The sequence below is a fragment of the Bacillus sp. MAG717A genome (assembly GCF_036884855.1).
GTDB lineage: Bacteria > Bacillota > Bacilli > Bacillales > Bacillaceae > Bacillus > Bacillus safensis.
Window position 1 is genome coordinate 1,680,447 of sequence record NZ_CP145733.1, and the last position, 23,506, is coordinate 1,703,952.

Here is a 23,506-nt window from a genome sequence, read left to right on the forward strand (position 1 = left end):
CATGCAACGGTGATCAAGCCTCTCTTTCCAAGAGAGGCTTTTTTTCGTCTCTTTTTCGAATCAAATGCTTGTTTTACAGGCGTATTCCTACTTTTTCACCTAGTTTTCCGATGTGAAAAATAAAAACAACTTGAGGAGGAACAGCAATGAAGCGTAAGCATTTTACATCATTTCTTGTCTTATTAACGGCATTAACCGTCCTATTATCTGGCTGCGGCACTGGATCAAGTGCAGGCTCAAAGGCAAATGCAAACGAAAAAGTCTCTTTTGACAATGTACCGAAGCGATTTGCAAAGGGACAGGGGGCAAAAATTAAAGTGATCCGCAAAATTGGAGGAGACGATCATACAGCTCAATTTTTAGCTGGGACGAAGGCAGAAGGTGAAGCACTCGGCTTTACGGTAGATGTCTACACCGCAAATGGAGATACAGCGAAGTTCCATGATGCCATCTCTCAGGCGCTGGAAGAAAATTATGATGGCTTTATCATCTCTCACGGGGACGACGAGGCGACAGTCGCTGATGTGAAAAAGATCACAGCGAAAGGCATTCCAGTTGTAGCATTTGATTCGAATCCTAAGCTAAAGGACATCAAAGGGGTCACAGTGACGTCTCAAGATGACGAACAATTAGCGAAAAAATCATTAGACGCGCTCGTGTCTGATTTTAAAGGAAAAGCGAATATTGCGTACCTGTGGGTAGATGGATTCCCGCCAATGGTGAGACGAAATAAGGTCTATCAAGAAACGCTCAAACAACATTCAGGGATCAAGGAGCTTGACCGCTTTGGTATTGCCTCTTCTGATACGTCTGTTCAAACGCAAAATGCAGTAGCAGCCATGCTGAATAAGTATCCAAAGGGCAAGCTCGACGCTATTTTTGCCACATGGGATGCCTTTGCCATTGGGGCAGCAAGAGCGTTAAAGGAAGCAGGAAGAACAGAAGTGAAGATTTATGGGATTGATGTGTCAAATGCTGATCTTCAAGAAATGACAGCGAAGGACAGTCCATGGAAGTACACAGCAGCGGTTGATCCGAAGCTCATCGGCGCAGTCGACGTGAGGATTCTTGCGAAGAAAATAGCTGGTGAGAAAACACCATCTTCCTATGACCTTGAGGCCTCTCTCATCTCGCAAAAGCAGCTTCAACAAGCAGGAAAAGCCATTAACATGGTCAATCTTGCAGACGAAGTGAAGGGATTCGGTTCATCGACTGCTTTTGAGGAAGATTGGATGAAGACCTTGAAGAAGCATTATACAAAATAAGCGACGTGCACTCTCTTTCCATAGAGGGTGTTTCGTTTTTCAGATGATATCAAGAGAAGGAGGACACCTATGACAGCGCCGCTTGTTCGTATGAAAAATATTTCAATTGAATTCCCAGGGGTCAAAGCTTTAGATCAAGTGAATTTCACATTAAAAAAAGGGACGGTCCATGCACTAATTGGAGCGAATGGTGCTGGGAAGTCCACGTTAATGAAAGTTCTTTCTGGCGCTCATTCCCACTTCGACGGAACCATCCACATCAATGGCCAGGCGGCAACCATTCAAACCCCAAAGGATGCATCCTCATATGGTGTGCAGACGGTCCATCAAGAAGTGGATACGGCTCTTGTTCCCTACTTAAGTGTTGGCGAGAATATGATGATGCATGAGATTGAGAAAAAAACATTTGTCAGCTGGAAAGAGCTGCATCGCAAGGCGGCTCAGCTATTAAAAGAAATGGACATCGACATCTCCACAAAAAGACTTGTCAGCGATCTGACCCTTGCTGAAAAACAGATGGTGCTCATTGCTAAGGCCTTTTCCATTCAATGCAGCATTTTAATCTTAGATGAACCAACAGCTCCGCTTAGTCATGCAGAAACAAGCAAATTATTCTCAATGATTGATCGGCTGAAACAGCATGGGACAGGGATCGTGTTTATCTCCCATCGCATGCCCGAAATTTTTACCATCTGTGATGAACTGACAGTGATGCGAAATGGAACGGATGTCGCAGCTCACCTTGTCAAAGACACAAATCCTCAGAAAGTCATTGAAGAAATGCTAGGTGCACCATTAGAGGAGCAATTCCCGTCTCGCAGGCCACTGAAAGATGCACCTATTGTGCTGGAAGTGAAAGAACTAAACGATCAACAAAAATTAAACAACATTCACTTTTATGTCAAAAAAGGAGAAATTCTCGGGATCGCAGGACTTGTCGGTGCTGGAAAAACAGAATTGTGCAAAGCCCTTTTCGGTGCCACAGAAAAAAAGACAGGGATCGTGCAGCTGCATGGTCAAACCATTCACATCACATCACCTCATCAAGCTGTGAAAGCTGGAATAGCCCTTGTGCCTGAAGAGCGGAGAAAAGAAGGGATTCTGACTGAAGAGAGCGTGGGGTGGAACTTAACGGCTGCAAGTCTTCAATCATTTTCACGGATATTCAGCTTCTTACATCGTTCGAAGGAAAAGCAGGGAGCAGACGACATCGTCAAACGGCTTGGTGTCAAAACGCCGTCTCTTGAAGCAAAGGTGAAGCACCTATCTGGTGGAAATCAGCAAAAGGTTGCCATCGGAAAATGGCTGCTGGCTGAGGCAGATGTGTATCTCTTTGATGAACCAACTAAAGGTGTAGACGTTGGAGCGAAAAAAGATATTTTCACTTTGATCGCAGAGCTTGCCGCCCGCGGAAAATCTGTCATTTATGCGTCGAGTGAGCTGTCAGAGATTGCAGGTATCGCTGACCGAGTATACGTTTTATATGATGGCAGCATTGCCCGGGAAATGACTGCACCGACGACTGAAGAGGAGCTTTTATATCATTCAACAGGAGGACAATCATGAGCGAACAACAAATTCCAGCCCCTGTGCAGCAAATCAAAAAACAGCGGCCATCCTTTCATCTGTTTGATTTCTTTTATCGATATGGGACGATTTTAACCATTGTTGTGTTGATTGTGGTATTTGCGGCAGCGAATCCAGCGTTTTTGCAATCGGGAAATATCATCAATATTTTACGGTCTATCTCAATTGTGACCATCATTGCGGTGGGTTTAACCATCTCATTGGCAGTAAACGGTTTTGATTTATCAGTTGGATCAGTCGCTACGCTGTCAAATGCCATTGTCATTTCTATGTTCGTATGGTTCTCGCAAAACCCACTGATTGCAATCCTTTCTGCACTAGCGGCTTCTATCATTGTTGGTCTGTTAAATGCATGGATGATCGTCAAAATGAAAATTCCAGATATGCTTATGACATTAGCCATGATGTTTATCATTCAAGGGCTGGCTCAAACGTATACGAAAGGGGCGACCATTTCTGAAAATATGGTGCTGCCCGATGGCACGTTTTCAACGGGAACGATCCCTGCCTTTTTTAGCAAAATCGGACAGGTGCCATATATCATTCTCATTATGGCTGCCATTGTTCTATTTGCGCATGTTTTCATGACCTACACAAAGCATGGCAGATTCATGTACATCATCGGTGGGAATAAGGAAGCGGCTCGATTGTCTGGCATTCATGTGAACAAATACAAAATTGCGGCCTATCTGCTTTCTGCGTTATTTGCAGCGATCGGAGGTATCGTGCTGGCATCAAGGGTGATGACAGCAGAAATTAATGCTGGTGCACCATATTTAATGGATGGAGTAGCGGCTGCTTTTATCGGCTTTTCGGTCATGGGAGCAGGTAAGCCAAACGCATTTGGTACTTTTATCGGGGCTGTACTCATCGGGATCTTACAAAATGGGCTTGTGATGATGTCTGTTCCTTATTATGCAATGGATATTGTGAAAGGTTCTGTGCTGGCTCTTGCACTGGCGCTGACATATTACAAACAACGAGGCTAACTGCTTTTTTTTAAAACCATTCGAGTCCTCTCTCCGTCTAGTAAACGGAAAGCGGTGCAGCTGCCGTTTCCCAAAAGGAGATGACAAAGAAAATGAATATGTCAGCAACTCATGTTGAAGATTTGAAAAATGTCATGGAAGACTGGAAAAATGAACTATTAGTATATAAATTTGCATTAGATGAAATGGATACAAAGTTTTCGATTATCAGCCAGGAGTATAATTTAATCCATGGACATAACCCTATAGAGCATACAAAATCACGGATCAAATCCTTTGAAAGCATAGTGAATAAACTAGCAAGAAAAGGATGCGATATCACGACACAATGTGCCAAGGAGCATATCCATGATATCGCAGGTGTCCGCATCATCTGTTCTTTTATTCAAGATATCTATAATATTATGGATGTATTGAGGCAAAGAGAGGATTTAAAAATTCTTGAAGTGAAGGACTACATTCAACATCCGAAACCAAATGGCTACAGAAGTCTTCACTTAATTGTTGAGATACCTGTTTACTTAACGAATCGAGTGGAGTATGTAAAGGTTGAGATTCAGGTGCGGACCATAGCGATGGATTTTTGGGCGAGTCTAGAGCATAAAATCTATTATAAACTGCAAAACGATGTTCCTCATCAACTGACTGATGAACTGAAGGAAGCCGCAGATATTGCCCATTACTTAGATGAAAAAATGCAAAATATCAAACGAGAAATTGATTAACACATAAAAAAGCAGCTGTGATCAAAACAGCTGCTTTTTTCATATTAAGGATTGGTTCCACGGTCTCTTTGTTGAATGATATCTTGAGATTGTGCAGTTTGGCTGTCTTTTTGAATGGAAGTACCAACAGAAACACCTGTTATCAAGAGGGTTAAAATCGCACTTGTGATAAGCCATTTCTTCATCATACATCACTCCATTTTCTTAACAAGTTTTTAAGGACAACGCCTTGTTTCTAAAATAAGAGGATTCTTCATGAAGTCCAAGATCCATTAAGTAAGCAGCTGCATCCTGACAAATAGCTTCAAGGTCAACAAGGAAATTCATCGATTCTAATTGATCACAATAAGACTTGATTTGCTCAATCATGTTGTCTGGCTGAATCATAAGTGTTTCTAAAATGGATAATTTAAGTGAAATGTTTCGTTGTTTTAAATTTTCTGCTTTTTGAAGTGAAAGCTGTACATAATAGTGGAACAAACCTGGCTTTTTCAGCTTAAATAGTGCTTTTGTGTAGGCGTACATGGCAAGTAAATAGCCGCCTGGAGAAGAGGTTTCGAATGTTTCTATCATTAAAGCCTTTTCTAGGAGTGGCACAGCTTCACTGTATTCATTTCTTAGACTTTTAATAAAGGCTGCATTGCAATAGGCGTGTCCAAGTAAATCTGGATCTTCTATCTGTTCTAGTGAATGAATTACTTCTTCGAACAACGATTCTGCCTCATCATATTTCGACTGATCCGCATAATTCAAAGCAAGCATCATTTGACAGCTGATTGATTTTTTCACATAACATGGATCTGCGTCGTAAATAGATGAAGCCATCTTTAAGTGGTGGATAGAGAGAAGCGTGGACCTAATATTATAGTAAAGACACCCTGTTTTATAATGAAATTCGGCTTTTTCAATGTCATCGTGCACGAGATCTAATTTATCCTCGGCCAATTTTAAATGGTGAAATGCTGTATCCTGATTGCCTCTGCGCATTTCATACATCCCTTTAAAGAAATAGAAATAATAGCTGAGCATATCATCCGTACGGATGGCATTTTCATCAACAAAAAGACTATGATCTAACGAAGCTGTATCTTCTATTAGATCTTTAAAACGGTACTCTAGCAGTTGATAGTAAAGTAAGACGTCTTGATTTTCTTCCATTCGATCAAACGCTTGAAGAATGTCTTCTTTTAACTGGATGGCACCTTGTATCTCTCTTTTTTTCATCATGACATACCAATCATTGAGCATATTTGCTACATCAACGGACGACAAAACACCTGCTTCTGCCAATTCATATCCTCCTTTCTTCATCTATCAAAATCCGTTCTTTTGAATCAACTTTCCATATTCCAGTATCTTCTTATATTTTAAGCTCTCTCATGCAGTTTGTAAAACATGTTTTTTGATGTAAATTCAACCAGTAGTGAAAGAAATAGGGAGACAGTGACATTTTGTATACGCTTACATATTTTTAGGTAAAAAGAGGGTTTTGAAAAAAATATACTACAATATCAATAAAGAGAGGAAGCCGGTTGTTGAGTTTGCTTTCGTATACTAGAAAGAAACATCATTTATCAAGGTGCTGCCTCATTTTTTTGTAAGATTATCTTACATTATAATTGTGAATGACTCTTCTTTTAGAATAAAATGAGTTATTCGCAAAAAAGTAAAATTTAAAGAGACTATTGATCTAGAATTGTATGGATCTTTGGTATTGATAAAAAATATCACACACTATAGCTTTAGCGTGTTATAGTATTATTGTTATTGCGAATATTTAGACAAAACTGACAATGGGGGTCGTGTTTTATGAAGAAATCGATGTTATTGATCATGGGACTAATTGTTGTGCTTGTCATGGCAGCCTGTGGATCAAAGTCGGACAGTGGTTCGGGAGAAGGCAAAGGCACATATAAAATTGGGATAGATACAACGTATCCGCCATTTGAATTTGAAAAGGGCGGTAAATATGAAGGCATAGACGTTGATTTAATTAATGCAATCGCGAAAGATCAAGGTTTCAAAGTGAAGCTGGAAGCTATGGACTTCTCAGGTATCATTCCAGCAATGCAGGCAGGACAGCTTGATGTTGGAATGGGCGGGATGAGTATTACAGATGAGCGTAAGAAGAAAGTAGATTTCTCAGATCCTTACTTCGACGCTGGGCTGACAGTTGTTGTGAAAAAGGACAGCAGTATCAAATCAATTAATGATTTAAAGGGGAAAAAGCTAGCTGTTAAAAACGGGACGACTGGTGCAAAGTTCGCATCTGATAACGCAGATAAATATGGGTATGAAGTCGTTCAATTTAATGACAGCCCATCTATGTTCCAGGAAGTATCAAACGGAAATGCAGATGCCTTAATTGAGGATTATCCTGTCATTACGTATGCGATCGCACAACAAGATTTAAAATTGAAAACAGTTGGAGACCGCTTGAATGGAGACCAGTATGGTATCTCTGTCATGAAGGGGAAAAATCAAGACCTATTGAAGAAAATCAATAAAGGTCTGGAGAACCTAAAGAAAAACGGTGAATATGACAAAATTATTGATAAATATTTGAAGTCATAACACAAGCGAGGCGCGCTCCGAGCGCGCTTTCTTTATGTGTCAGCCGTATGTGAATTAGGGAGGGAGAAACATGGATACAATTATTAATGCATTTCCATATTTAATGGATGGTTTGCAAACCACTTTATATATCTTTGTTGTTGCCATCATTTTAGGTTTTATCATCGGGTTAATTGTGGCATTATTCCGTCTGTCACCATTTAAAATTTTAAATTTCATCGCACTCGTCTTTGTGAATGCCATTCGAGGCACACCATTTATCGTACAGCTATTCTTCATTTATTTTGGTTTGAATACACTTGAATTCATTTCGCTTGATCGAGTGCCCGCAGGTATTATTACAGTAGCGATTAATGCAGGCGCTTATTTCTCAGAAATTATTCGTGCAGGGATTCAGTCCATTGATAAAGGGCAAACAGAAGCTGCGCGCTCATTAGGCTTTACAGGGGGACAAAACATGCGCTTTATCGTCCTTCCGCAGGCATTCCGCCGCATGCTCCCAGCGATTACAAACCAGGCCATCATCAGCTTGAAGGATACATCTCTCTTATCTATTATCGGGATTGCCGATATTATGCAGCGAGGACAAGTTCAAGCATCGGCTACATTTGATCCATTGAATGTCTGGCTCATTGTCGGTGTCATTTATTTCGTGATCATTTATTTACTTTCTCTACTGGCTAGCTACGCAGAAAGGAGATTTGATATCAAATGAGTATGATTACGGTGAAAAACTTAAAGAAATCCTTTGGCGATCACGAAGTCTTAAAGGATATTAATGCAGTCATCGAGGAAAAGGAAGTAGTGTGCGTCATTGGTCCTTCTGGATCAGGGAAAAGCACGTTTCTAAGATGCCTCAATAAATTAGAAGATATCACTGCTGGAGAAGTCATTGTCCACGGACACACGATTACGGACCCAAAGGTAAATATCAATAAAGTACGACAAGAAGTAGGCATGGTGTTTCAGCACTTTAATTTATTCCCTCATAAAACCGTTTTAGAAAACATTACGATCGCACCGATAAAGGTAAAAGGCATTGAAAAGAAGGCAGCGGCCGAAAAAGCGTTAGACTTGCTTGAAAAAGTCGGCTTAAAAGACAAAGCCCAAAGCTACCCTAACCAATTATCCGGTGGACAAAAACAGCGTGTCGCCATTGCAAGAGCATTGGCAATGGATCCGAAAGTACTATTATTCGATGAGCCGACATCAGCTCTTGATCCTGAAGTTGTGGGGGATGTATTAGCTGTAATGAAACAATTAGCTGTCGAAGGCATGACCATGATTGTGGTGACACATGAAATGGGCTTTGCAAGAGAGGTAGGAGACCGTGTCATCTTTATGGATGGCGGATATATTGTCGAGGAAGACAAACCGGAAGCCCTCTTTGGAAACCCGCAGCATGAGCGTACAAAATCATTTCTTAGTAAAGTGTTATAAAAAGAGTAAGGGCATTGTATATGCTCTTACTCTTTTTTATGAATAAATGGGAGATAGATTTCCTAGGAAATATTAGCGCTGGAAGAATTCGATCCATTCTTGGTCTGGTCCTCTGAAAAAGAAGTAGCAATATCCATTTGGTAATGTCGTGATTTCTTCATCGATTAATTCAATTTGCAGCTTTTGAATACGATTGAATTCAGCGTGAATATTGTCTGTTGTGAAGGCGAGATGATGGACCTTCCCTTCAGATGGCAGGTCACTGCTGTAGCCTTGGATGAGCTCAATTTCCGTTTCGGTTTCATCTTTAAAACCGAGAAATGCAAGCTCAATCACTCCATTTGTATGAGTGATGCGGTCCTTTAATTTCATCCCCACCACTTTTTCATAAAAATCAATCGATTGATCAATATTCGAAACCATAATACCTGTATGATCTAAGCGTAATGTCGTCAAAAGAAGTGCCTCCTCTATGTCATGTTGATATTTTTCTCCTCATCTTATCATAATAGAAGTAACGTATACATTCATATGGTAGGATAGAGAGAGTCAATTTAGGATAAGGATGACACAAATGAAAAAAATCTCATTAAAACAAACATTTGCGGAACAAGTGAAAAAGGGATATCCGCTCATTTCCAAAGATGCGGTATCGCATGTGAACGGTGTACGGGAAGGCGAGCTCATTGAATGGGTGGATGAGCGAGGCGCTTTTTTAGGAAAAGGGTATTATGGTGTACAAAATAAAGGAATCGGCTGGGTTCTAACCTTTGATGATAACGAAAAAATAGATCAAGCTTTTTTTGTCTCTAGGCTTGAGCAGGCAGCGAAAAGCAGAACGCATTTATTTCGTGATGCACAGACGACTGCTTTTCGTGTGTTCAACGGAGAAGGGGATGGTATTGGCGGTGTCACGATTGATCATTATGACGGATTCTACCTCATCCAATGGTATAGCGAAGGAGTCTATACATTAAAGGCAGAAGTATTGGCTGCACTCGAGCACGTCTATCCAGACTATAAAGGTATTTATGAGAAGAAACGATTTGATACGTCTGGACAGTATATAGAAGATGATGATTTTGTGAAGGGAGAGAAAGGTGAATTTCCTCTCATTGTGAAAGAAAACGGCATGAACGTAGCAGTTTACTTAAATGATGGTGCGATGACGGGCATTTTCCTTGATCAGCGTCATGTGAGAAAAGCGATTCGAGATCGTTATGCAAAGGGAAAGACTGTGCTCAATACGTTTTCTTACACAGGTGCTTTCTCAGTAGCAGCTGCGCTTGGTGGAGCGAGCCGTACGACAAGTGTGGATGTTGCAAATCGCAGCTTGAAAAAAACATCTGAGCAGTTTGAAGTCAATGATATTGATTTGGACGGGCAGGATATCAAAGTCATGGATGTCTTTAAATATTTTCCGTTTGCAGCTAAAAAAGGCTGGACATATGATCTCGTCATCTTAGACCCGCCTTCCTTTGCACGAACGAAAAAGCACACATTCAGTGCGGCGAAGGATTATAAGAAGCTATTAAAAGAAGCCATGCAAATCACAGCTGAGAACGGCGTCATTGTGGCATCAACGAATAGCAGTGCATTTGGCATGAAGAAATTTAAAGGGTTTATTGCGCAGGCCTTTAAAGAATCAGGGCAAAGCTATCGGATACTTGAAGAATATACACTTCCTGAGGATTTCCGTACAACGAAGAATTATCCTGAAGGAAACTATTTAAAGGTTGTCTTCATACAAGCATAAGAAAAAGCCATTTCCGATAAGGAATGGCTTTCAGCGTGTAGACAAACCCTCGCATTCGCCCGCAGGTCTGCGCTCCGGTGCTCACGAATGTCAAATTCGCTCCGCTCCGGTACTCGTCCTTCCTAGACTGCAAAGGTTTTCTATCACGCTGAAAAGAAGACAAAGTGCTAAAATAAAGAACATTTTAGCACTTTGTCAACAATCTAAAAGCTATTTCCTATAAGGGAAATAGCTTTTTTTATAAGGCAAACGACATGAGGATCGGCGCTGCACATAATGTAATAATGGCTGAAATAATCATCGATACACTTGAGATCGTCCCTGAGACGGAGCTCATTTCAAAGGCTTTCGATGTTCCTGCACCGTGTGCACCTGTTCCAAGCAGGACGCCCATGGCAATGTCATTATCGATGCGGAAGTAACGGATCACCATTGGACCGATAATCGATCCAAACAGTGCGGTTAAAATGACAAAGACAGCCGTAACGGACGGCATGCCGCCGATCATTTCTGACACACTCATTGCTACAGGTGTTGTGACCGATCTTGGGACAAGGCTCTCAATAAGGCCTGTGTCTAGATGAAATAACTTGGCGATAAATGCCGTAGATAAAATCGCAATGATAGAGCCGCAAGCCACATTCAAAAGAATTTCCACTGCATGCTTCTTCAGGATATGAAAATACTTATATAAAGGAATGGCAAAAGCAACAGTCGCAGGCTGCAGCATATTCGTGAGCCATTTCCCGCCTTGATTGTAAGCATCGTAAGGAATGTTGACGATTAACAGCAAGACGACAAGAACAAGCGGAGTGACAAGTAATGGTGAGACATAAACCTTTGGATGCCGTTTGTACACCGCTTTTGATCCGAGATATAAAAGAACAGTTAAAATCAGAAATAGTCCGCCAACTAACATAGCTTTTTTCGCTCCTTTCGTTTCGCAATCATTTGCGTCATGATACCAGTTGAAAGCATGACCACAAACGTACTAAGTAAGACGACAAGGACAATACTTGTGCCAGATTGAGAAAGCAGTTTTCCATAATCAATGACACCAACTGCTGATGGAATAAAGAAAAGCAGCAGTTCTCCGAGCAGCCATACGGCGCCAAGTTCTATCCATTTTAATTGAATGATCTTAAAATGAAGTAATAAGAAAATGACAAGAATGCCTAAGATCGTGCCCGGGATTCTTAAATGCAAAAAGGCCGCCAGCACATTCATGAATTTCGCAAAAATAAACAAGACCATAATCTGAAGGGCAGCAATCAGCGGCGTTTTGAGCAATTTCACTTTCTGTTCACTCCTTTTTCTATATAAATTGTTCAGTGTTTCACAAAAACATGACAACGTTCCAATTGATGAGCTTACTTTAAAGTGTACAGCACGTTCAGTTATAGGTAAAATACATATATTGAATAGTAATTATTCCTTTTGTCTATAGGAAGGATGAAGCATGTGGACATCAGACATTTAACATATTTCTTAGAAGTGGCAAGGTTAAAGAGCTTCACGAAAGCATCGCAGTCCCTTTACGTATCACAGCCGACCATTTCCAAGATGGTCAAAAACCTGGAGGATGAGCTGGGGGTGCAGTTGTTTTACCGAAATGGACGGCAGGTTGAAATGACAGATGCTGGCCAAACCATGTATACACAGGCGAGTGAAATCACACAGTCATTTCAGAATTTAACGAGCGAATTAAATGATTTAATGAATGTGAAAAAAGGGCATATTCGAATTGGACTGCCCCCGATGATTGGGTCAAGTTTCTTCCCAAATGTCATGGGTGAATTCCGCCAGCAATATCCAGATGTCACATTTCAATTGGTCGAGCACGGCTCCATTAAAGTAGAGGAAGGGGTCGAGGATGGGTCGTTAGATATTGGTGTCATTGTTCTGCCTGCAAATGATAAAATTTTTCATACGTACACCATTATTAAAGAGAACATGAAGCTCGTGACGCATCCATCCCATCCGATGGCCGGTCGTGAGGAGGTACATTTAGCTGATTTAAGGGAAGAGTCGTTTATTTTCTTTAGAGAAGATTTTGTTCTGCACAGCCGGATTTTGAATGAATGTATGAATGCGGGATTCCGGCCAAATGTCATTTATGAAACGTCTCAGTGGGATTTCATTAGTGAAATGGTAGCTGAAAACTTAGGGATTGGACTTCTGCCAGAACGAATCTGCCGTGATCTTGATCCTGAAAAGGTAAAGGTCATTTCCCTAAACCCATCGATCCCGTGGCATTTAGGTGTCATTTGGCGAAAAGACCGTTATTTGTCGTTTGCGGCAAGAGAATGGTTAAAGCATACGAAATCTTACGTGTGGGATGCAGAGTAAAAGGGAGGATGATACAGATGAAAACAAGCCGCGCGTCTCATTTATTGGAGAAGGTTCGAGAGGAAAATCCACTCGTTCATAATATCACGAATCAAGTCGTGACGAATTTCACAGCGAATGGACTGCTTGCTTTAGGTGCTTCGCCAGTCATGGCAAACGCCAAAGAAGAAGTGGCTGAAATGGCACAATTAGCGGATGCACTTGTGATTAATATTGGCACACTGACCAAGGAGACGGTGGAAGCCATGATTCTCGCTGGACAAGCCGCCAATGAAAAAGGTGTACCTGTTTTGTTAGATCCTGTCGGCGTCGGTGCGACAACGTTTCGAGCGAATGCGGCTAAACAGCTGTTAGAGAAAGTAAAAATGACCGTTGTCCGAGGGAATGCTGCTGAGGTGGCTCATTTACTTGGAGTGGATGGCTGGGAGTCAAAAGGCGTTGATGCGAAAGCGGCGAATGGAGATGTATCGGCATTAGCCAAACAAGCGTCCATTGTACTTCAGACAATAGTGGTGATCACAGGAAAAGTCGATGTGGTGTCAGATGGAGATGAGGTGTTGTCCATTCATAATGGACATGAATGGCTCACCAAGGTGACAGGAACCGGCTGTTTGCTGACATCTATCATTGGAGCATTTTGTGCAGCAGGTGAACGGCCGCTTCATGCGTCGGCCGCTGCATTGCTGTTTTATGGTGTGGCAGCTGAAAAGGCTGCTCTGCACACAAAGGATAAAGGACCGGGAACCTTTCAAATGGAATTGTTAAACGCACTATCACACACAACCGGCGATGATGTGCTGACACTAGGGAAATTAGGGGGAGTTTCACATGACAAAGGCTGATCAACAGCAAATCAAACAGCAATTATCGGTTTATTTTATTATGGGAACAGCAAATTCAACGAGACAGCCGCTTGATGTTGTGAAAGAGGCCATTCAAGGAGGAATCACCATGTTTCAATTTCGTGAAAAGGGTGAAAAAGCCTTGCAGGGTGAAGAGAAGAAACAATTGGCTCGTCAAATTCAAGCGCTTTGCCAAGAAGCAAATGTTCCTTTTATTGTGAATGATGATGTACAACTAGCGATTGATCTTGATGCAGATGGCGTTCATGTTGGACAGGAAGACACAAACGCACAAGACGTCAGACAAAGGATCGGGAATAAAATATTAGGCGTGTCGACGCATAACTTAGATGAAGTGAAACAAGCCATGAAAGACGGAGCAGATTATGTCGGGATGGGCCCAGTCTATCCAACGGAAACGAAAAAGGATACACGCAGTGTCCAGGGGGTGTCTTTGATCACTGAAGTCCGCCGTCATGGCCTTCAAATTCCGATTGTGGGTATCGGAGGGATCACATACGACAATGCGGCTCCAGTCATACAAGCGGGGGCAGATGGCATTAGCATCATTAGCGCCATTAGCCAGAGCACCGATCCAAAAAAAGCAGCAGAAAAGCTGAAATCACTTGTTGAAGAAGAAAAAGCATCTCTTTGATCTGAAGGAGACATGGATTGAATCAATTCATGTCTTTTCTTATGTCGGTGAAATAGACAGGCGAGAAACAATTGTGTACAATTATATAGTTCGATTGTTTTCGAAATGATATGTAAATAAAGGAGAATGAACATGGAAGTGCTCGATACGTATTTTCGCCGATACGATGAAGCAGGAAAAGGGCAGGAGCAGCTGGATGAATTGCTGGCATTGTTTTCTGACGATGTCATGATTGTCTTAAATGGCGCCCAGAAGCCTGGAATCCAAGCATTCACACAATTTTTGAACACATTTTTCCACGTACATGATGACATTAAGCATATGTGGGATGGATGGATTAAAAGAGCAGATGGAAAGTATGAAACAAACTGGGCCGTGTGCGGAAAGCTTTCGGATGGCCGTGTCTATACAGGAGAAGGAATTGATATCGCAGAGCTGGACGACCAAGGGAAGATCGTTTATTTAGAAAACGTTCCGAAAAACCCAGAGTTATTCCAGCGCTATTAAAAAGCCGGCTGAGCAGCCGGCTTTTTTATTTGTCTAAAGAATAGGCCTCGATGGCTTCTTGAACAGAAGTTTCTTCATCAAAAATAAGGTGGCGGCTGTATACTTCACTCAAGTGTAGTGATTTTTGCTCTAAGTGATCTACAAGCTCAAAAATATCTAGAATGGCTGCTAATTTTATGTTAGTTTGGCCACCTTCGGCATTATCATAGGTTTCCTCTGGGAAGCCTTGTTTGACTATTTCCTTCACTTGACGTTGGTTCTTAGCTTTTACCAAGACGATTCGTTCTTCAAAGATTTTATCGGGAATATTGCTTGGTGATGAGATGGATTCGAATAATAATTTTGCAGAATAAATCCTTTGCATACGTCATCCCACTTCTTTCGTGTCGATTTAAATAATTTCCAGTATGTGTATAACATGATAACATAGGAATGACATCTTGCAGGGAATTCATAACGATAAATAGATTCATTACGGGGAGGGATAGAGATGAAGAATGTGGTTGATAACATAGGGGAAGTTCATGAAATTCTGTTAATCATCATTACATGCTGCTCTCTCATCACGTTTAGAAGGGTTGCCAGATTAGAGAAGTATAAAAATAAGTTGAAAAGCCAATTTATACCTTACTGAGACTTGAACAGAAGAACACAAAAAAGCCGGCTAAGCAGCCGGCTTTTCCTTATGAATCAGTATCCATATGCATGCCTGTATGTGCCTTTACTTGAATTTCCGTAAAGGTGTCTTCATCTGCTTTTTCAGACGAGAATATCGTGCCTAAGTATGCGGCAAGGAATCCGAGTGGAATCGAGATAATCCCAGGGTTCGACAGCGGGATGAGCGGCTCTCCTGTGAAGATGGCTGCTCCTGATGGGTCCCAAACGCTTGGGCTGAGCGAGACGATGATCAGTGCACTCAGAAGGCCTGTTAAGCTTCCGGCAATGGCACCCGTAGAGTTAAAACGTTTCCAAAAAACAGTGAAGATAATCAAAGGTAAATTCGCACTCGCTGCGACTGCGAAGGCAAGAGACACAAGAAAAGCGACGTTTAAGGACTGGGCAAATAATGCAAGAATGATGGAGAGGATCGCCACGCCGATTGAAGCAAAGCGTGCCGCCTTCACCTGCTCCCGCTCACTCGCTTTTCCTTTGCGGATAATCTGACTATAAAAGTCATGGGCAAAAGCTGACGCGGCGGATAAAACAAGACCAGTCACCACTGCCAATATGGTCGCAAAAGCGATAGCGGAAACAAAGGCAAATAATAAATCTCCTCCAAGGGCTTGTGCCAGAAGAGGCGCGGCCATATTTCCGGCTGCATCTGCTGCTGTGATCGCTTCTGTTCCAACAAAGGCAGCAGCACCGAAGCCAAGGAAAACCGTCATTAAATAAAAAATCCCGATGATCCAAGTAGCAGAAAGAACCGATTTTCGCGCAGAAATCGCATCCTTTACTGTGTAAAAACGGATCAAAATGTGCGGCAAACCTGCTGTCCCAAGCACTAAGGCGAGGTTAAGAGACAAGGTTTCTAAAGGCACATCATATTTATTTCCCGGGTGAAGAAACGATTCACCAAGCGGGGTTGCAGTTTTCATCTGTTCAAACATCTTCAGCAGACTAAAATCAAACTTTGCAAACACAAGCAGAGAAATAATGAGCGTCCCAAGCATGAGAAGCACAGCCTTTGTGATTTGTACCCAGCTGGTCGCAATCATGCCGCCAAACACGACATAAATGGTCATCAGGACACCCACGATCAGCACTGCGATCCAGTAATCAATGCCAAGAAGCAGCTTGATTAATGCACCTGCTCCAACAAGCTGTGCAATCATATAAAAAGTGGAGACTGTAATGGTATTAAAGGCGGCAACCCCTCGAATGGCAGGGCGCTTAAATCGTGCAGCGATCATATCGGCCATCGTATATTTCCCTAGATTTCGTAGCGGTTCAGCCACAACGTAAAGAACGACAAGATACGCTACTAGAAAACCAATGCTATAGAAAAAACCGTCAAATCCGTTTAACGCGATCATTCCAGCAATCCCTAAAAATGATGCAGCAGACATATAGTCGCCAGCAATGGCAAGGCCGTTTTGAAACCCAGTCAGACCTCCGCCTGCTGTGTAAAAATCACTCGCATTGCTTGTTTTTTTCGCAGCAAAATATGTGATGACCAATGTGAGACCTACGATCGCTACGAACAAAATAAAAGCGGTCATGCTCATTCGTCATCACCTCTTGATTCAGTTTTTAAAGCGCTTACATAATTGTCGAACTTAGCTGCTTTTTTTGCATAAAGTCCACATAAAACCCAGGTCATGACAAATTGTGTGAGGGCGAATAACCAAGCCCATGAGATCGCGCCAATTGCCGGCGTGTTCAAAAAGGTGAAGTAGGATGTAGCAACCGGAAGTGAAAAGTAAAAGAGAAAAAAGAAAATCGTCATCGGTACGATAAATCTGCGTTTTTCCTCAAGAAGTTTTCGAAAATCCTCTGAAGCGGCAACCTTCTTATAATGAACTTTTTTGTCTGCCATTGTTTCCTCCTTTGTACGAATTAGGGACAAGGTACTCCAATGCATATGAGACGATCTGGCTGTTTATGACAGTATATCATAAAAAAGGCACCCGAAAAGGGTGCTTTCTATCGATAATTTGCAAGAAATTGTTCTCTCGCTTTTTCATATGCTTTTGCATCAAAATGATCTCCGCATTTATGAATACACCAAGGCTCTTCTTGTTTTGCAATTCCAACTTCATAGCCCTGCTGAGAGAATTCAAAGGACTGCGAGACATCATAAAAATGAAAGCCGTCAAAGAGGTCCTCACGCCACCTCACATCGTATTGTGTTGCCATGAATAGACCATCAATAGCCGCAGCTTTGATATAATCTTGCACTTCGGGCTGCTGACGGTCTCCTTCAAACGAAAGCAGCTGATAGGTGTCGTAGCGATATTCAATGACTTTACCCCTGCAATCAGCACTCTCCCACCAAATTCCATTGTCGGGCACGCTTTCTGCTCCAATCACGCCAACCATGCCAAGTGATGGATTTTGTAAAAAAAGGGGGATGAGCTCAAGCAGCATATGCTGTTTGACAATCAAGGTATCCTGATGAAGATAAATTTTAAACTGAGCTGGATGAGTGATGGCTTCATTGTAGGCAGAGGTCATACTTGATGCCTGTCTGATTGGTAAGACCTCCACATGGTATCCATGAGGAGCCGGAAGCGAAGCGAGCTGCCGGAAGCAAGCTTGAAACATCGATTCATCATTTACACATAAAACAAACAGGATGGTCGGATTACTCATGAAATGGAACCGCCTCGACTACATATTGATAGGCTGTAGCGGCCTCATGAAAATCAGAACGAATGCCGTGTTTCATGAGTAATTCATGTAGATCATTCAACACGCTTGCATAGGAAGGATGCTGTACGCGAATAGCCTCGAATTCGCGAATGCGAAAACCCGCTGAATGAAAGAGTGCATGTATTTCGTGGAGCGTGAAGAAGCGTAGATGTGTTTGATCCATTAACCCTGCATCTGTATAAGTAAATCTGCCGGCTAGTAATTCTAAAACCGTTGAAATGTGGCCGATATTTGGAATAGATGACAAGATGGCACCCTCTTTTTTAAGGAAGGGTTTCACCTTTTTTAAAACGGCCCAAGGGTCCAATAAGTGCTCGAGGACATCTCCGAAAATAATGCAGTCAAATTGTTCATGTTCATAAGGGAGAGCCATCTGTTCAATATTTCCACAGAGAACATGATCCAGCTCTTGCTCAGCCTCTTTTGCTGCGTCTTCAAATGACTCAATGCCATAGATGGTTCGGCCCTTTTGTTTCAGGACTTTTCCAAGCTTGCCTGTGCCGCATCCGATATCCAACAAAGACGTCCATTCCGCGCGAATACGACTGACGATGACCGGGTTTACCCCATGATAATACTGATCCTTTTTTTGGTGATAATACGAAAGGGAATCTGAACTCACGCTCTACCCACCTTTCTGCTTTCTCGTTGTTTTCATGCTTAATATATGGGTGGGCAGCTTGGTTTTATAACGAGAGAAGGACAATTTTCATGAATGCAACTAAAAAGGAATCATATAGAGAACGGGAAGTGGACTGTCCTCCTAATATAGAAAGACAGAACCCCATTGAGTGAAGGGATTGGTATGGAGAGGTGTTCAATTATTGTAGCGTATCGTCATGAAAGGATTTTCGAAAGGTCAATTGACAGGTCAGAACTTTTAGCCAAAGCAGTCTGAAAGACAAAGGATAACGGCGTTGATTTACGGTTTGTTTATCATCTTCTGATCACCGTTGGATGTTAAAAAAGCTTGTATTTCTTCGATGCCTAGTCCAATTTTTTTCGCTTCCTGAATCAAATAAACCCACTCTTCGTCAACTCTTCTTTTCACTTGCGTATCCATAATATCCTCCAGTTCAATAAGACATATTCACTGCAACCAATGACTTGAACAAACCGTCTAGTAACTGTACGTGTGGTTAAAAACAGCGCAAAATAAATTTTTGTCGAAAAATGATGACATTTAACCTATTTTGTAAAATCTATCACCTACCACGTCCCTAAAAAAATGACTAAAAAACCCATAAATATTGAAATCTTACTTCTAATAATAAACAATTGTAAAGTCAGTTGAAAGATTATAAATTAAAATAATGATAAAGACCTAAAACATTTGACTCATATAAACCGATTGTGCTGACATTTGCCATCGAGTAGAACAAATTTCATCTTTTGCAGGACGTACATATTGTTCGTTTGGGAAGTTCTTCTCAAGATGGTATTCTAAAAGAAACAGAAACCACCAAGAAGGAATGAAGAAAGACATGTATAGCCTTTTTCAAAAGTATCAAGAAGTTGTCATGTATCTTGTGATGGGTGTGTGTACAACCATTGTCAATATCGTCAGCTTCTATTTATTCGTTGAGATGTTTTCCATGGATTACAAAACAGCTACGGTTGTTTCATGGGTATTTGCTGTGCTCTTTGCTTATATCACCAATAAGAAGTATGTCTTCAAGCAAAAGGCTCGTGACACAAAAAGCCTCATGCGTGAGCTTTCTTCATTTTTTAGTGTCCGTCTCATGTCTCTAGGTGTAGATCTGGGGCTGATGATTTTATTTGTGAGCCAAATGGCGCTCAATGAAACCGTCGCAAAAATTCTTGTCAACTTTGTGATTGTGGTGGTCAATTATGTCGCCAGTAAGTGGTTCGTCTTCAAGAAAACAAAAGAAGATGCGATTTAACACATAAAAAAAGATAGGTGATGTGAAATGAGCAGCAGGCCAGACGACTTATATGATGCCATATATCAACAAACAGAAAAGCAGCATGAACAAGTGCTGAGGCTAGTCAAAGAAATGACCGCACATCCAGAAGCGTTTTCGGAACAAGAAAAGGAAAAGATCAACCGAATGGACATTGCGCTTCAAACGGCAACGGACATTTTAGAAAACTTAATGACCCCTGATACGCAAATGACCATTGTTTTAAGACAAGGGAGAATTCATGTTGACCTGTCAAAAGCGTAAAAGAAGCAGCCAATGATAAAGCGGCTGCTTTTTATTATGCATCGCTTGTTTCCCGCAGTTGCTTTGGAGACATGCCGATTTTCTTTCGAAAGACTTTATTCAAGTAATTCGCATTTCGGTAGCCGCACTGTATGGCGATTTCTTCAATCGAGTATTTCGTTGTTTTTAATAATGTTTCCGCCTTCTCTAACCTGATATTGGTTAAGTAGTGAATTGGTGTGAAGCCAGTGGCCTTTTTGAATTCCCTCGTAAAATGACTTTTGGATAAACGTGCCGCAGCTGCCATATCGTCTGGGCCAATTTCCTCGTGAAAATGATGGCTGGCAAACAAGGCCGCTTGAACGATGGGCTCAGGCCATTTCTCCATTTGTCCCTCAAGCTTTGGCAAATATGAATACAGTTCCATGACAAATTGATAAGCAAGGCTAGACCCCTCAAATGGATTGGTAATCCGTCTTTCACTGGCTTCATCATAAATTTTCTTCAGCAGGCGGATCGGTTTGGAATTAGGATGAAAACGCATGACCTGCTTTCCTTGATCAATAAATTGGTCAAAGCAAAGATCGCAGGCTTCCCCATAAAGCGTCAAATATAGAAATTCCCAATGCTCACTGTCCTCTGGAAAATAATATTGATAGGCACTTGGACTTTTCACAAGAAAGGCCTGCCCTGGCAAGACTTTGAACCGCTTCTGTCCGATTTCAATCATGCCGTGTCCAGACAGTGTGAGCTGAAAGATGCACTTGCCCTGATCCTTCCGCTCCACGCCATTCCAGCTGTATAACGAAGATGATTGAACCTCCCAGCCAACAGACCATATTTGTGCCGGCAATGTAACATCAGAATGGTGAAAACGAAATGCAAATGCTTCCTTCTTCAAATTGGAAAACCTCCTTCACAGCAAAAAACAACCTTTTTCTATTTTGAATCATGGTACACCTCATATCACATCGTACCATTCACAGCAAAAAAAGGGTATTTTTTAACGATTTTTTTACCATTGAACTTACGCAGTTCAGGCAACTAAAATAAGAATATCAGAAGAGAAAAGGGGAATGGATATGATCGATATGTTACGCACGGCATTTCACCAGCAATTTGGGGATAGAGAAGAAGAACTTCGCTATTTTTTTGCCCCGGGAAGAGTGAACTTGATTGGAGAACATACAGATTACAATGGAGGTCATGTATTCCCTTGTGCGCTCACTCTCGGTACATATGCAGCATGTGCAAAGCGGTCAGATGGCCGCGTGAGAATGTATTCCTTGAACTTTGATGGCGATGGTGTGAAAGAATTCGATCTTTTTGAAATCGCTTACTTAGAGCCGGACGGCTGGGCGAATTATCCGAAGGGCGTGTTCCATCAGTTTATCGAAGCAGGGATGAAGATAGAAGAAGGCTTTGACATTGTATATGGCGGCAATATTCCCAATGGCGCAGGGCTGTCTTCCTCTGCCTCCATCGAGCTTGTCACCGCTGTCTTTATCAATGAATGGCATTCATTCGGCGTTTCAAATGCCCGTCTTGCCCTCCTTTCGCAGCGTGCAGAAAATGAATTTATTGGCGTCAATTGCGGCATCATGGATCAGTTTTCAATCGCTCTTGGAAAAGAAGATCATGCCATCTTGCTCAATTGCGATACCCTTGATTTTGAATACAGTCCGTTTCGGCAAGAGGGACTGGCGCTTGTCATTGCCAATACAAACAAAAAGCGGACACTGGCAGACTCCAAATACAATGAACGCCGGTCAGAGTGTCAATCAGCCTTAAACGATTTACGAAAAGAAATCGATCTTGCCCACTTATGTGAGCTCACGGCTGATGAATTTGCCGAGCATGCCCACTTGATACAGGATGAAACATGCCGCAAACGTGCAAGACACGTGGTGACAGAAAACGACCGAACCATAAAAGCAGTCAAATTTCTGAAAGATGATAAAATGGAAGAAATAGGTGCGCTTATGAAGGCATCTCATCTCTCTTTAAAGAATGATTATGAAGTGACTGGATTTGAACTGGATACTCTGGCAGAAGCCGCTTGGCTCCATCCTGGAACAATTGGCTCCCGTATGACGGGCGCGGGTTTTGGCGGCTGCACGATCAGTATTGTGCAAGAAAAACAGCTGGCATCGTTTATAGAAGAAACGGGTGCGATTTATCAAGAGAAGACAGGTATTCAAGCCTCTTTTTACACAGCTGGAATTGGAGGCGGCGCAAGAGAACTCACGAAGGAGGAAGTGTAATGACGATTTTAGTGTGCGGGGGAGCAGGGTACATTGGCAGTCATGCTGTAGCGGCTCTTATAGCGAAAGGTGAACAAGTAGTAGTAGTGGATAATTTGCAGACAGGCCACAAAGAAGCTGTTTTGGAGGGAGCTGTTTTAGAAGAGGGAGATTTGCGAGATCAAGATTTTTTAAGACAGGTTTTCAAAACGCATCAAATAGAAGCGGTTATGCACTTTGCCGCAGATTCACTTGTTGGTGAGAGTGTGACAGACCCGCTAAAGTACTATGACAACAATGTTGGAGGAGCAACAGTCTTACTTCAGGTGATGAATGAATTTGATGTGAAACACATCGTTTTCTCTTCAACCGCAGCTGCGTATGGTGAACCAAAGCGTGTGCCGATCGTTGAAACCGATGAAACGAATCCAACCAATCCTTATGGAGAAACGAAACTTGCCATTGAAAAAATGCTGAAGTGGTCTGAGCAGGCATATGGAATGAAATACGTTGTGCTTCGCTACTTTAATGTAGCTGGTGCTCATACAGAAGGACTTGTCGGAGAGGATCATCAGCCTGAGACACACCTCATTCCGATCATTCTGCAAGTGGCTTTAGGAAAACGAGATCAGATCATGATTTACGGTGATGATTATGAGACAGAGGACGGCACGTGTATTAGGGATTACATTCATGTCATGGATTTAGTAGAGGCGCACATCTTAGCTGTTGATCGTCTGCGCGCTGGAAAAGGAAGTGCAACATATAACTTAGGGAATGGCACAGGTTTCTCTGTGAAACAGGTAGTAGAGGCTGTAAGAAACGTCACGGGGCATGCGATTCCAGCACAGGTGGCTAACAGACGCGCAGGAGATCCAGCAAAGCTGATCGCTTCTTCTGAAAAAGCGCTGCAAGAATTAGGGTGGACACCTCAATATGCTGACCTTCACACCATCATTCAAAGTGCGTGGGATTGGTTTCAGAAGCATCCTGACGGCTACCAGAGTAAATAGCGCGTAAACAGGCAGGCAAGA

The 23,506-nt window shown here is 42.1% G+C and carries 28 protein-coding genes; 16 read left to right on the plus strand and 12 right to left on the minus strand.

Annotated features, from left to right (window positions below; translation table 11 throughout):
* Positions 1–146 precede the first annotated feature (146 nt).
* The 4 genes from V6Z54_RS08560 to V6Z54_RS08575 all read left to right on the plus strand — a co-directional run bounded on the left by V6Z54_RS08560 (position 147) and on the right by V6Z54_RS08575 (position 4,566).
* Positions 147–1,265, plus strand: a complete 1,119-nt coding sequence (locus tag V6Z54_RS08560; RefSeq protein WP_269102849.1) for a sugar ABC transporter substrate-binding protein — start codon at positions 147–149, stop codon at positions 1,263–1,265.
* A 69-nt stretch (positions 1,266–1,334) separates the two neighbouring features.
* Entirely contained in the window at positions 1,335–2,831 is a 1,497-nt protein-coding gene (locus V6Z54_RS08565; RefSeq protein WP_338527926.1) for a sugar ABC transporter ATP-binding protein, read from the plus strand.
* Positions 2,828–3,841, plus strand: coding sequence for an ABC transporter permease (locus tag V6Z54_RS08570; protein ID WP_039182429.1), 1,014 nt, complete (start codon positions 2,828–2,830; stop codon positions 3,839–3,841). The genes V6Z54_RS08565 and V6Z54_RS08570 overlap by 4 nt, the downstream gene beginning before the upstream one ends.
* A gap of 92 nt (positions 3,842–3,933) precedes the next feature.
* Positions 3,934–4,566: a GTP pyrophosphokinase family protein gene (locus V6Z54_RS08575; protein ID WP_039182427.1), complete on the plus strand. Its 633-nt coding sequence runs from the start codon at positions 3,934–3,936 to the stop codon at positions 4,564–4,566.
* A 44-nt stretch (positions 4,567–4,610) separates the two neighbouring features.
* Here V6Z54_RS08575 and V6Z54_RS08580 read toward each other — a convergent pair whose 3' ends face one another.
* On the minus strand, positions 4,611–4,751 hold the full coding sequence (locus V6Z54_RS08580) for a hypothetical protein (RefSeq protein WP_175297111.1): 141 nt from the start codon (positions 4,749–4,751) through the stop codon (positions 4,611–4,613).
* A gap of 19 nt (positions 4,752–4,770) precedes the next feature.
* Positions 4,771–5,856, minus strand: coding sequence for a Rap family tetratricopeptide repeat protein (locus V6Z54_RS08585; protein ID WP_041087661.1), 1,086 nt, complete (start codon positions 5,854–5,856; stop codon positions 4,771–4,773).
* A 519-nt stretch (positions 5,857–6,375) separates the two neighbouring features.
* On the opposite strand from V6Z54_RS08585, the gene V6Z54_RS08590 reads away from it, so the two are divergent.
* From V6Z54_RS08590 to V6Z54_RS08600, 3 genes are all read left to right on the plus strand, one after another.
* A complete protein-coding gene (locus tag V6Z54_RS08590) occupies positions 6,376–7,140 on the plus strand; it encodes a transporter substrate-binding domain-containing protein (protein WP_024423857.1) in 765 nt (254 codons plus the stop codon).
* 70 nt (positions 7,141–7,210) lie between these two features.
* Positions 7,211–7,855, plus strand: a complete 645-nt coding sequence (locus V6Z54_RS08595; protein ID WP_024423856.1) for an amino acid ABC transporter permease — start codon at positions 7,211–7,213, stop codon at positions 7,853–7,855.
* Positions 7,852–8,580 (plus strand): amino acid ABC transporter ATP-binding protein, encoded by a 729-nt coding sequence (locus V6Z54_RS08600; protein ID WP_041087662.1) that lies wholly within the window; start codon positions 7,852–7,854, stop codon positions 8,578–8,580. Before V6Z54_RS08595 ends, V6Z54_RS08600 begins: the two co-directional genes overlap by 4 nt.
* Before the next feature lie 72 nt (positions 8,581–8,652).
* On the opposite strand, the gene V6Z54_RS08605 is transcribed toward V6Z54_RS08600, so the two are convergent.
* Entirely contained in the window at positions 8,653–9,036 is a 384-nt protein-coding gene (locus V6Z54_RS08605) for a VOC family protein (protein WP_024423854.1), read from the minus strand.
* 118 nt (positions 9,037–9,154) lie between these two features.
* Between V6Z54_RS08605 and V6Z54_RS08610 the strand changes: the two genes are divergently transcribed.
* On the plus strand, positions 9,155–10,336 hold the full coding sequence (locus V6Z54_RS08610) for a class I SAM-dependent rRNA methyltransferase (RefSeq protein ID WP_073978814.1): 1,182 nt from the start codon (positions 9,155–9,157) through the stop codon (positions 10,334–10,336).
* 238 nt (positions 10,337–10,574) lie between these two features.
* On the opposite strand, the gene V6Z54_RS08615 is transcribed toward V6Z54_RS08610, so the two are convergent.
* Together V6Z54_RS08615 and V6Z54_RS08620 are read right to left on the minus strand one after the other, a co-directional pair.
* Entirely contained in the window at positions 10,575–11,255 is a 681-nt protein-coding gene (locus V6Z54_RS08615) for a CidB/LrgB family autolysis modulator (protein WP_039182414.1), read from the minus strand.
* Complete coding sequence (locus V6Z54_RS08620; RefSeq protein WP_081378132.1) at positions 11,249–11,632, minus strand: CidA/LrgA family holin-like protein; 384 nt, start codon at positions 11,630–11,632, stop codon at positions 11,249–11,251. Before V6Z54_RS08620 ends, V6Z54_RS08615 begins: the two co-directional genes overlap by 7 nt.
* Positions 11,633–11,797: 165 nt before the next feature.
* Between V6Z54_RS08620 and V6Z54_RS08625 the strand changes: the two genes are divergently transcribed.
* The 4 genes from V6Z54_RS08625 to V6Z54_RS08640 all read left to right on the plus strand — a co-directional run bounded on the left by V6Z54_RS08625 (position 11,798) and on the right by V6Z54_RS08640 (position 14,689).
* Positions 11,798–12,685 (plus strand): LysR family transcriptional regulator, encoded by an 888-nt coding sequence (locus V6Z54_RS08625; RefSeq protein ID WP_039182411.1) that lies wholly within the window; start codon positions 11,798–11,800, stop codon positions 12,683–12,685.
* A gap of 17 nt (positions 12,686–12,702) precedes the next feature.
* Positions 12,703–13,527, plus strand: coding sequence for a hydroxyethylthiazole kinase (gene thiM / locus V6Z54_RS08630; protein WP_073978815.1), 825 nt, complete (start codon positions 12,703–12,705; stop codon positions 13,525–13,527).
* Complete coding sequence (gene thiE, locus V6Z54_RS08635; protein WP_073978816.1) at positions 13,514–14,182, plus strand: thiamine phosphate synthase; 669 nt, start codon at positions 13,514–13,516, stop codon at positions 14,180–14,182. Before thiM ends, thiE begins: the two co-directional genes overlap by 14 nt.
* Before the next feature lie 132 nt (positions 14,183–14,314).
* The gene (locus V6Z54_RS08640) at positions 14,315–14,689 is read left to right on the plus strand and encodes a nuclear transport factor 2 family protein (RefSeq protein WP_338527927.1); all 375 of its coding nucleotides are present in this window, start codon (positions 14,315–14,317) and stop codon (positions 14,687–14,689) included.
* A gap of 25 nt (positions 14,690–14,714) precedes the next feature.
* Here V6Z54_RS08640 and V6Z54_RS08645 read toward each other — a convergent pair whose 3' ends face one another.
* From V6Z54_RS08645 to V6Z54_RS08670, 6 genes are all read right to left on the minus strand, one after another.
* Complete coding sequence (locus V6Z54_RS08645) at positions 14,715–15,053, minus strand: DUF4288 domain-containing protein (protein WP_041087667.1); 339 nt, start codon at positions 15,051–15,053, stop codon at positions 14,715–14,717.
* Positions 15,054–15,372: 319 nt separating this feature from the next.
* Positions 15,373–16,914: a cation acetate symporter gene (locus tag V6Z54_RS08650; RefSeq protein ID WP_024423846.1), complete on the minus strand. Its 1,542-nt coding sequence runs from the start codon at positions 16,912–16,914 to the stop codon at positions 15,373–15,375.
* On the minus strand, positions 16,911–17,225 hold the full coding sequence (locus V6Z54_RS08655) for a DUF485 domain-containing protein (protein WP_024423845.1): 315 nt from the start codon (positions 17,223–17,225) through the stop codon (positions 16,911–16,913). The genes V6Z54_RS08650 and V6Z54_RS08655 overlap by 4 nt, the downstream gene beginning before the upstream one ends.
* 107 nt (positions 17,226–17,332) lie before the next feature.
* Complete coding sequence (locus tag V6Z54_RS08660; protein ID WP_041087668.1) at positions 17,333–18,001, minus strand: glycosyltransferase family protein; 669 nt, start codon at positions 17,999–18,001, stop codon at positions 17,333–17,335.
* On the minus strand, positions 17,994–18,683 hold the full coding sequence (locus V6Z54_RS08665; RefSeq protein ID WP_041087669.1) for a class I SAM-dependent methyltransferase: 690 nt from the start codon (positions 18,681–18,683) through the stop codon (positions 17,994–17,996). Before V6Z54_RS08665 ends, V6Z54_RS08660 begins: the two co-directional genes overlap by 8 nt.
* A gap of 300 nt (positions 18,684–18,983) precedes the next feature.
* The gene (locus tag V6Z54_RS08670) at positions 18,984–19,124 is read right to left on the minus strand and encodes an anti-repressor SinI family protein (protein ID WP_008345506.1); all 141 of its coding nucleotides are present in this window, start codon (positions 19,122–19,124) and stop codon (positions 18,984–18,986) included.
* A gap of 457 nt (positions 19,125–19,581) precedes the next feature.
* Here V6Z54_RS08670 and V6Z54_RS08675 point away from each other — a divergent pair, with 457 nt between their 5' ends.
* Positions 19,582–19,965, plus strand: coding sequence for a GtrA family protein (locus V6Z54_RS08675; protein ID WP_012011676.1), 384 nt, complete (start codon positions 19,582–19,584; stop codon positions 19,963–19,965).
* A gap of 27 nt (positions 19,966–19,992) precedes the next feature.
* Positions 19,993–20,250, plus strand: a complete 258-nt coding sequence (locus V6Z54_RS08680) for a hypothetical protein (RefSeq protein ID WP_024423842.1) — start codon at positions 19,993–19,995, stop codon at positions 20,248–20,250.
* Positions 20,251–20,284: 34 nt separating this feature from the next.
* Here the strand turns inward: V6Z54_RS08680 and V6Z54_RS08685 are convergent, their stop codons facing one another.
* Positions 20,285–21,130: an AraC family transcriptional regulator gene (locus V6Z54_RS08685; protein ID WP_007497828.1), complete on the minus strand. Its 846-nt coding sequence runs from the start codon at positions 21,128–21,130 to the stop codon at positions 20,285–20,287.
* 175 nt (positions 21,131–21,305) lie between these two features.
* Here V6Z54_RS08685 and V6Z54_RS08690 point away from each other — a divergent pair, with 175 nt between their 5' ends.
* Entirely contained in the window at positions 21,306–22,493 is a 1,188-nt protein-coding gene (locus V6Z54_RS08690; protein WP_338527928.1) for a galactokinase, read from the plus strand.
* Entirely contained in the window at positions 22,493–23,485 is a 993-nt protein-coding gene (gene galE, locus V6Z54_RS08695) for a UDP-glucose 4-epimerase GalE (protein ID WP_338527929.1), read from the plus strand. The genes V6Z54_RS08690 and galE overlap by 1 nt, the downstream gene beginning before the upstream one ends.
* Positions 23,486–23,506 lie beyond the last annotated feature (21 nt).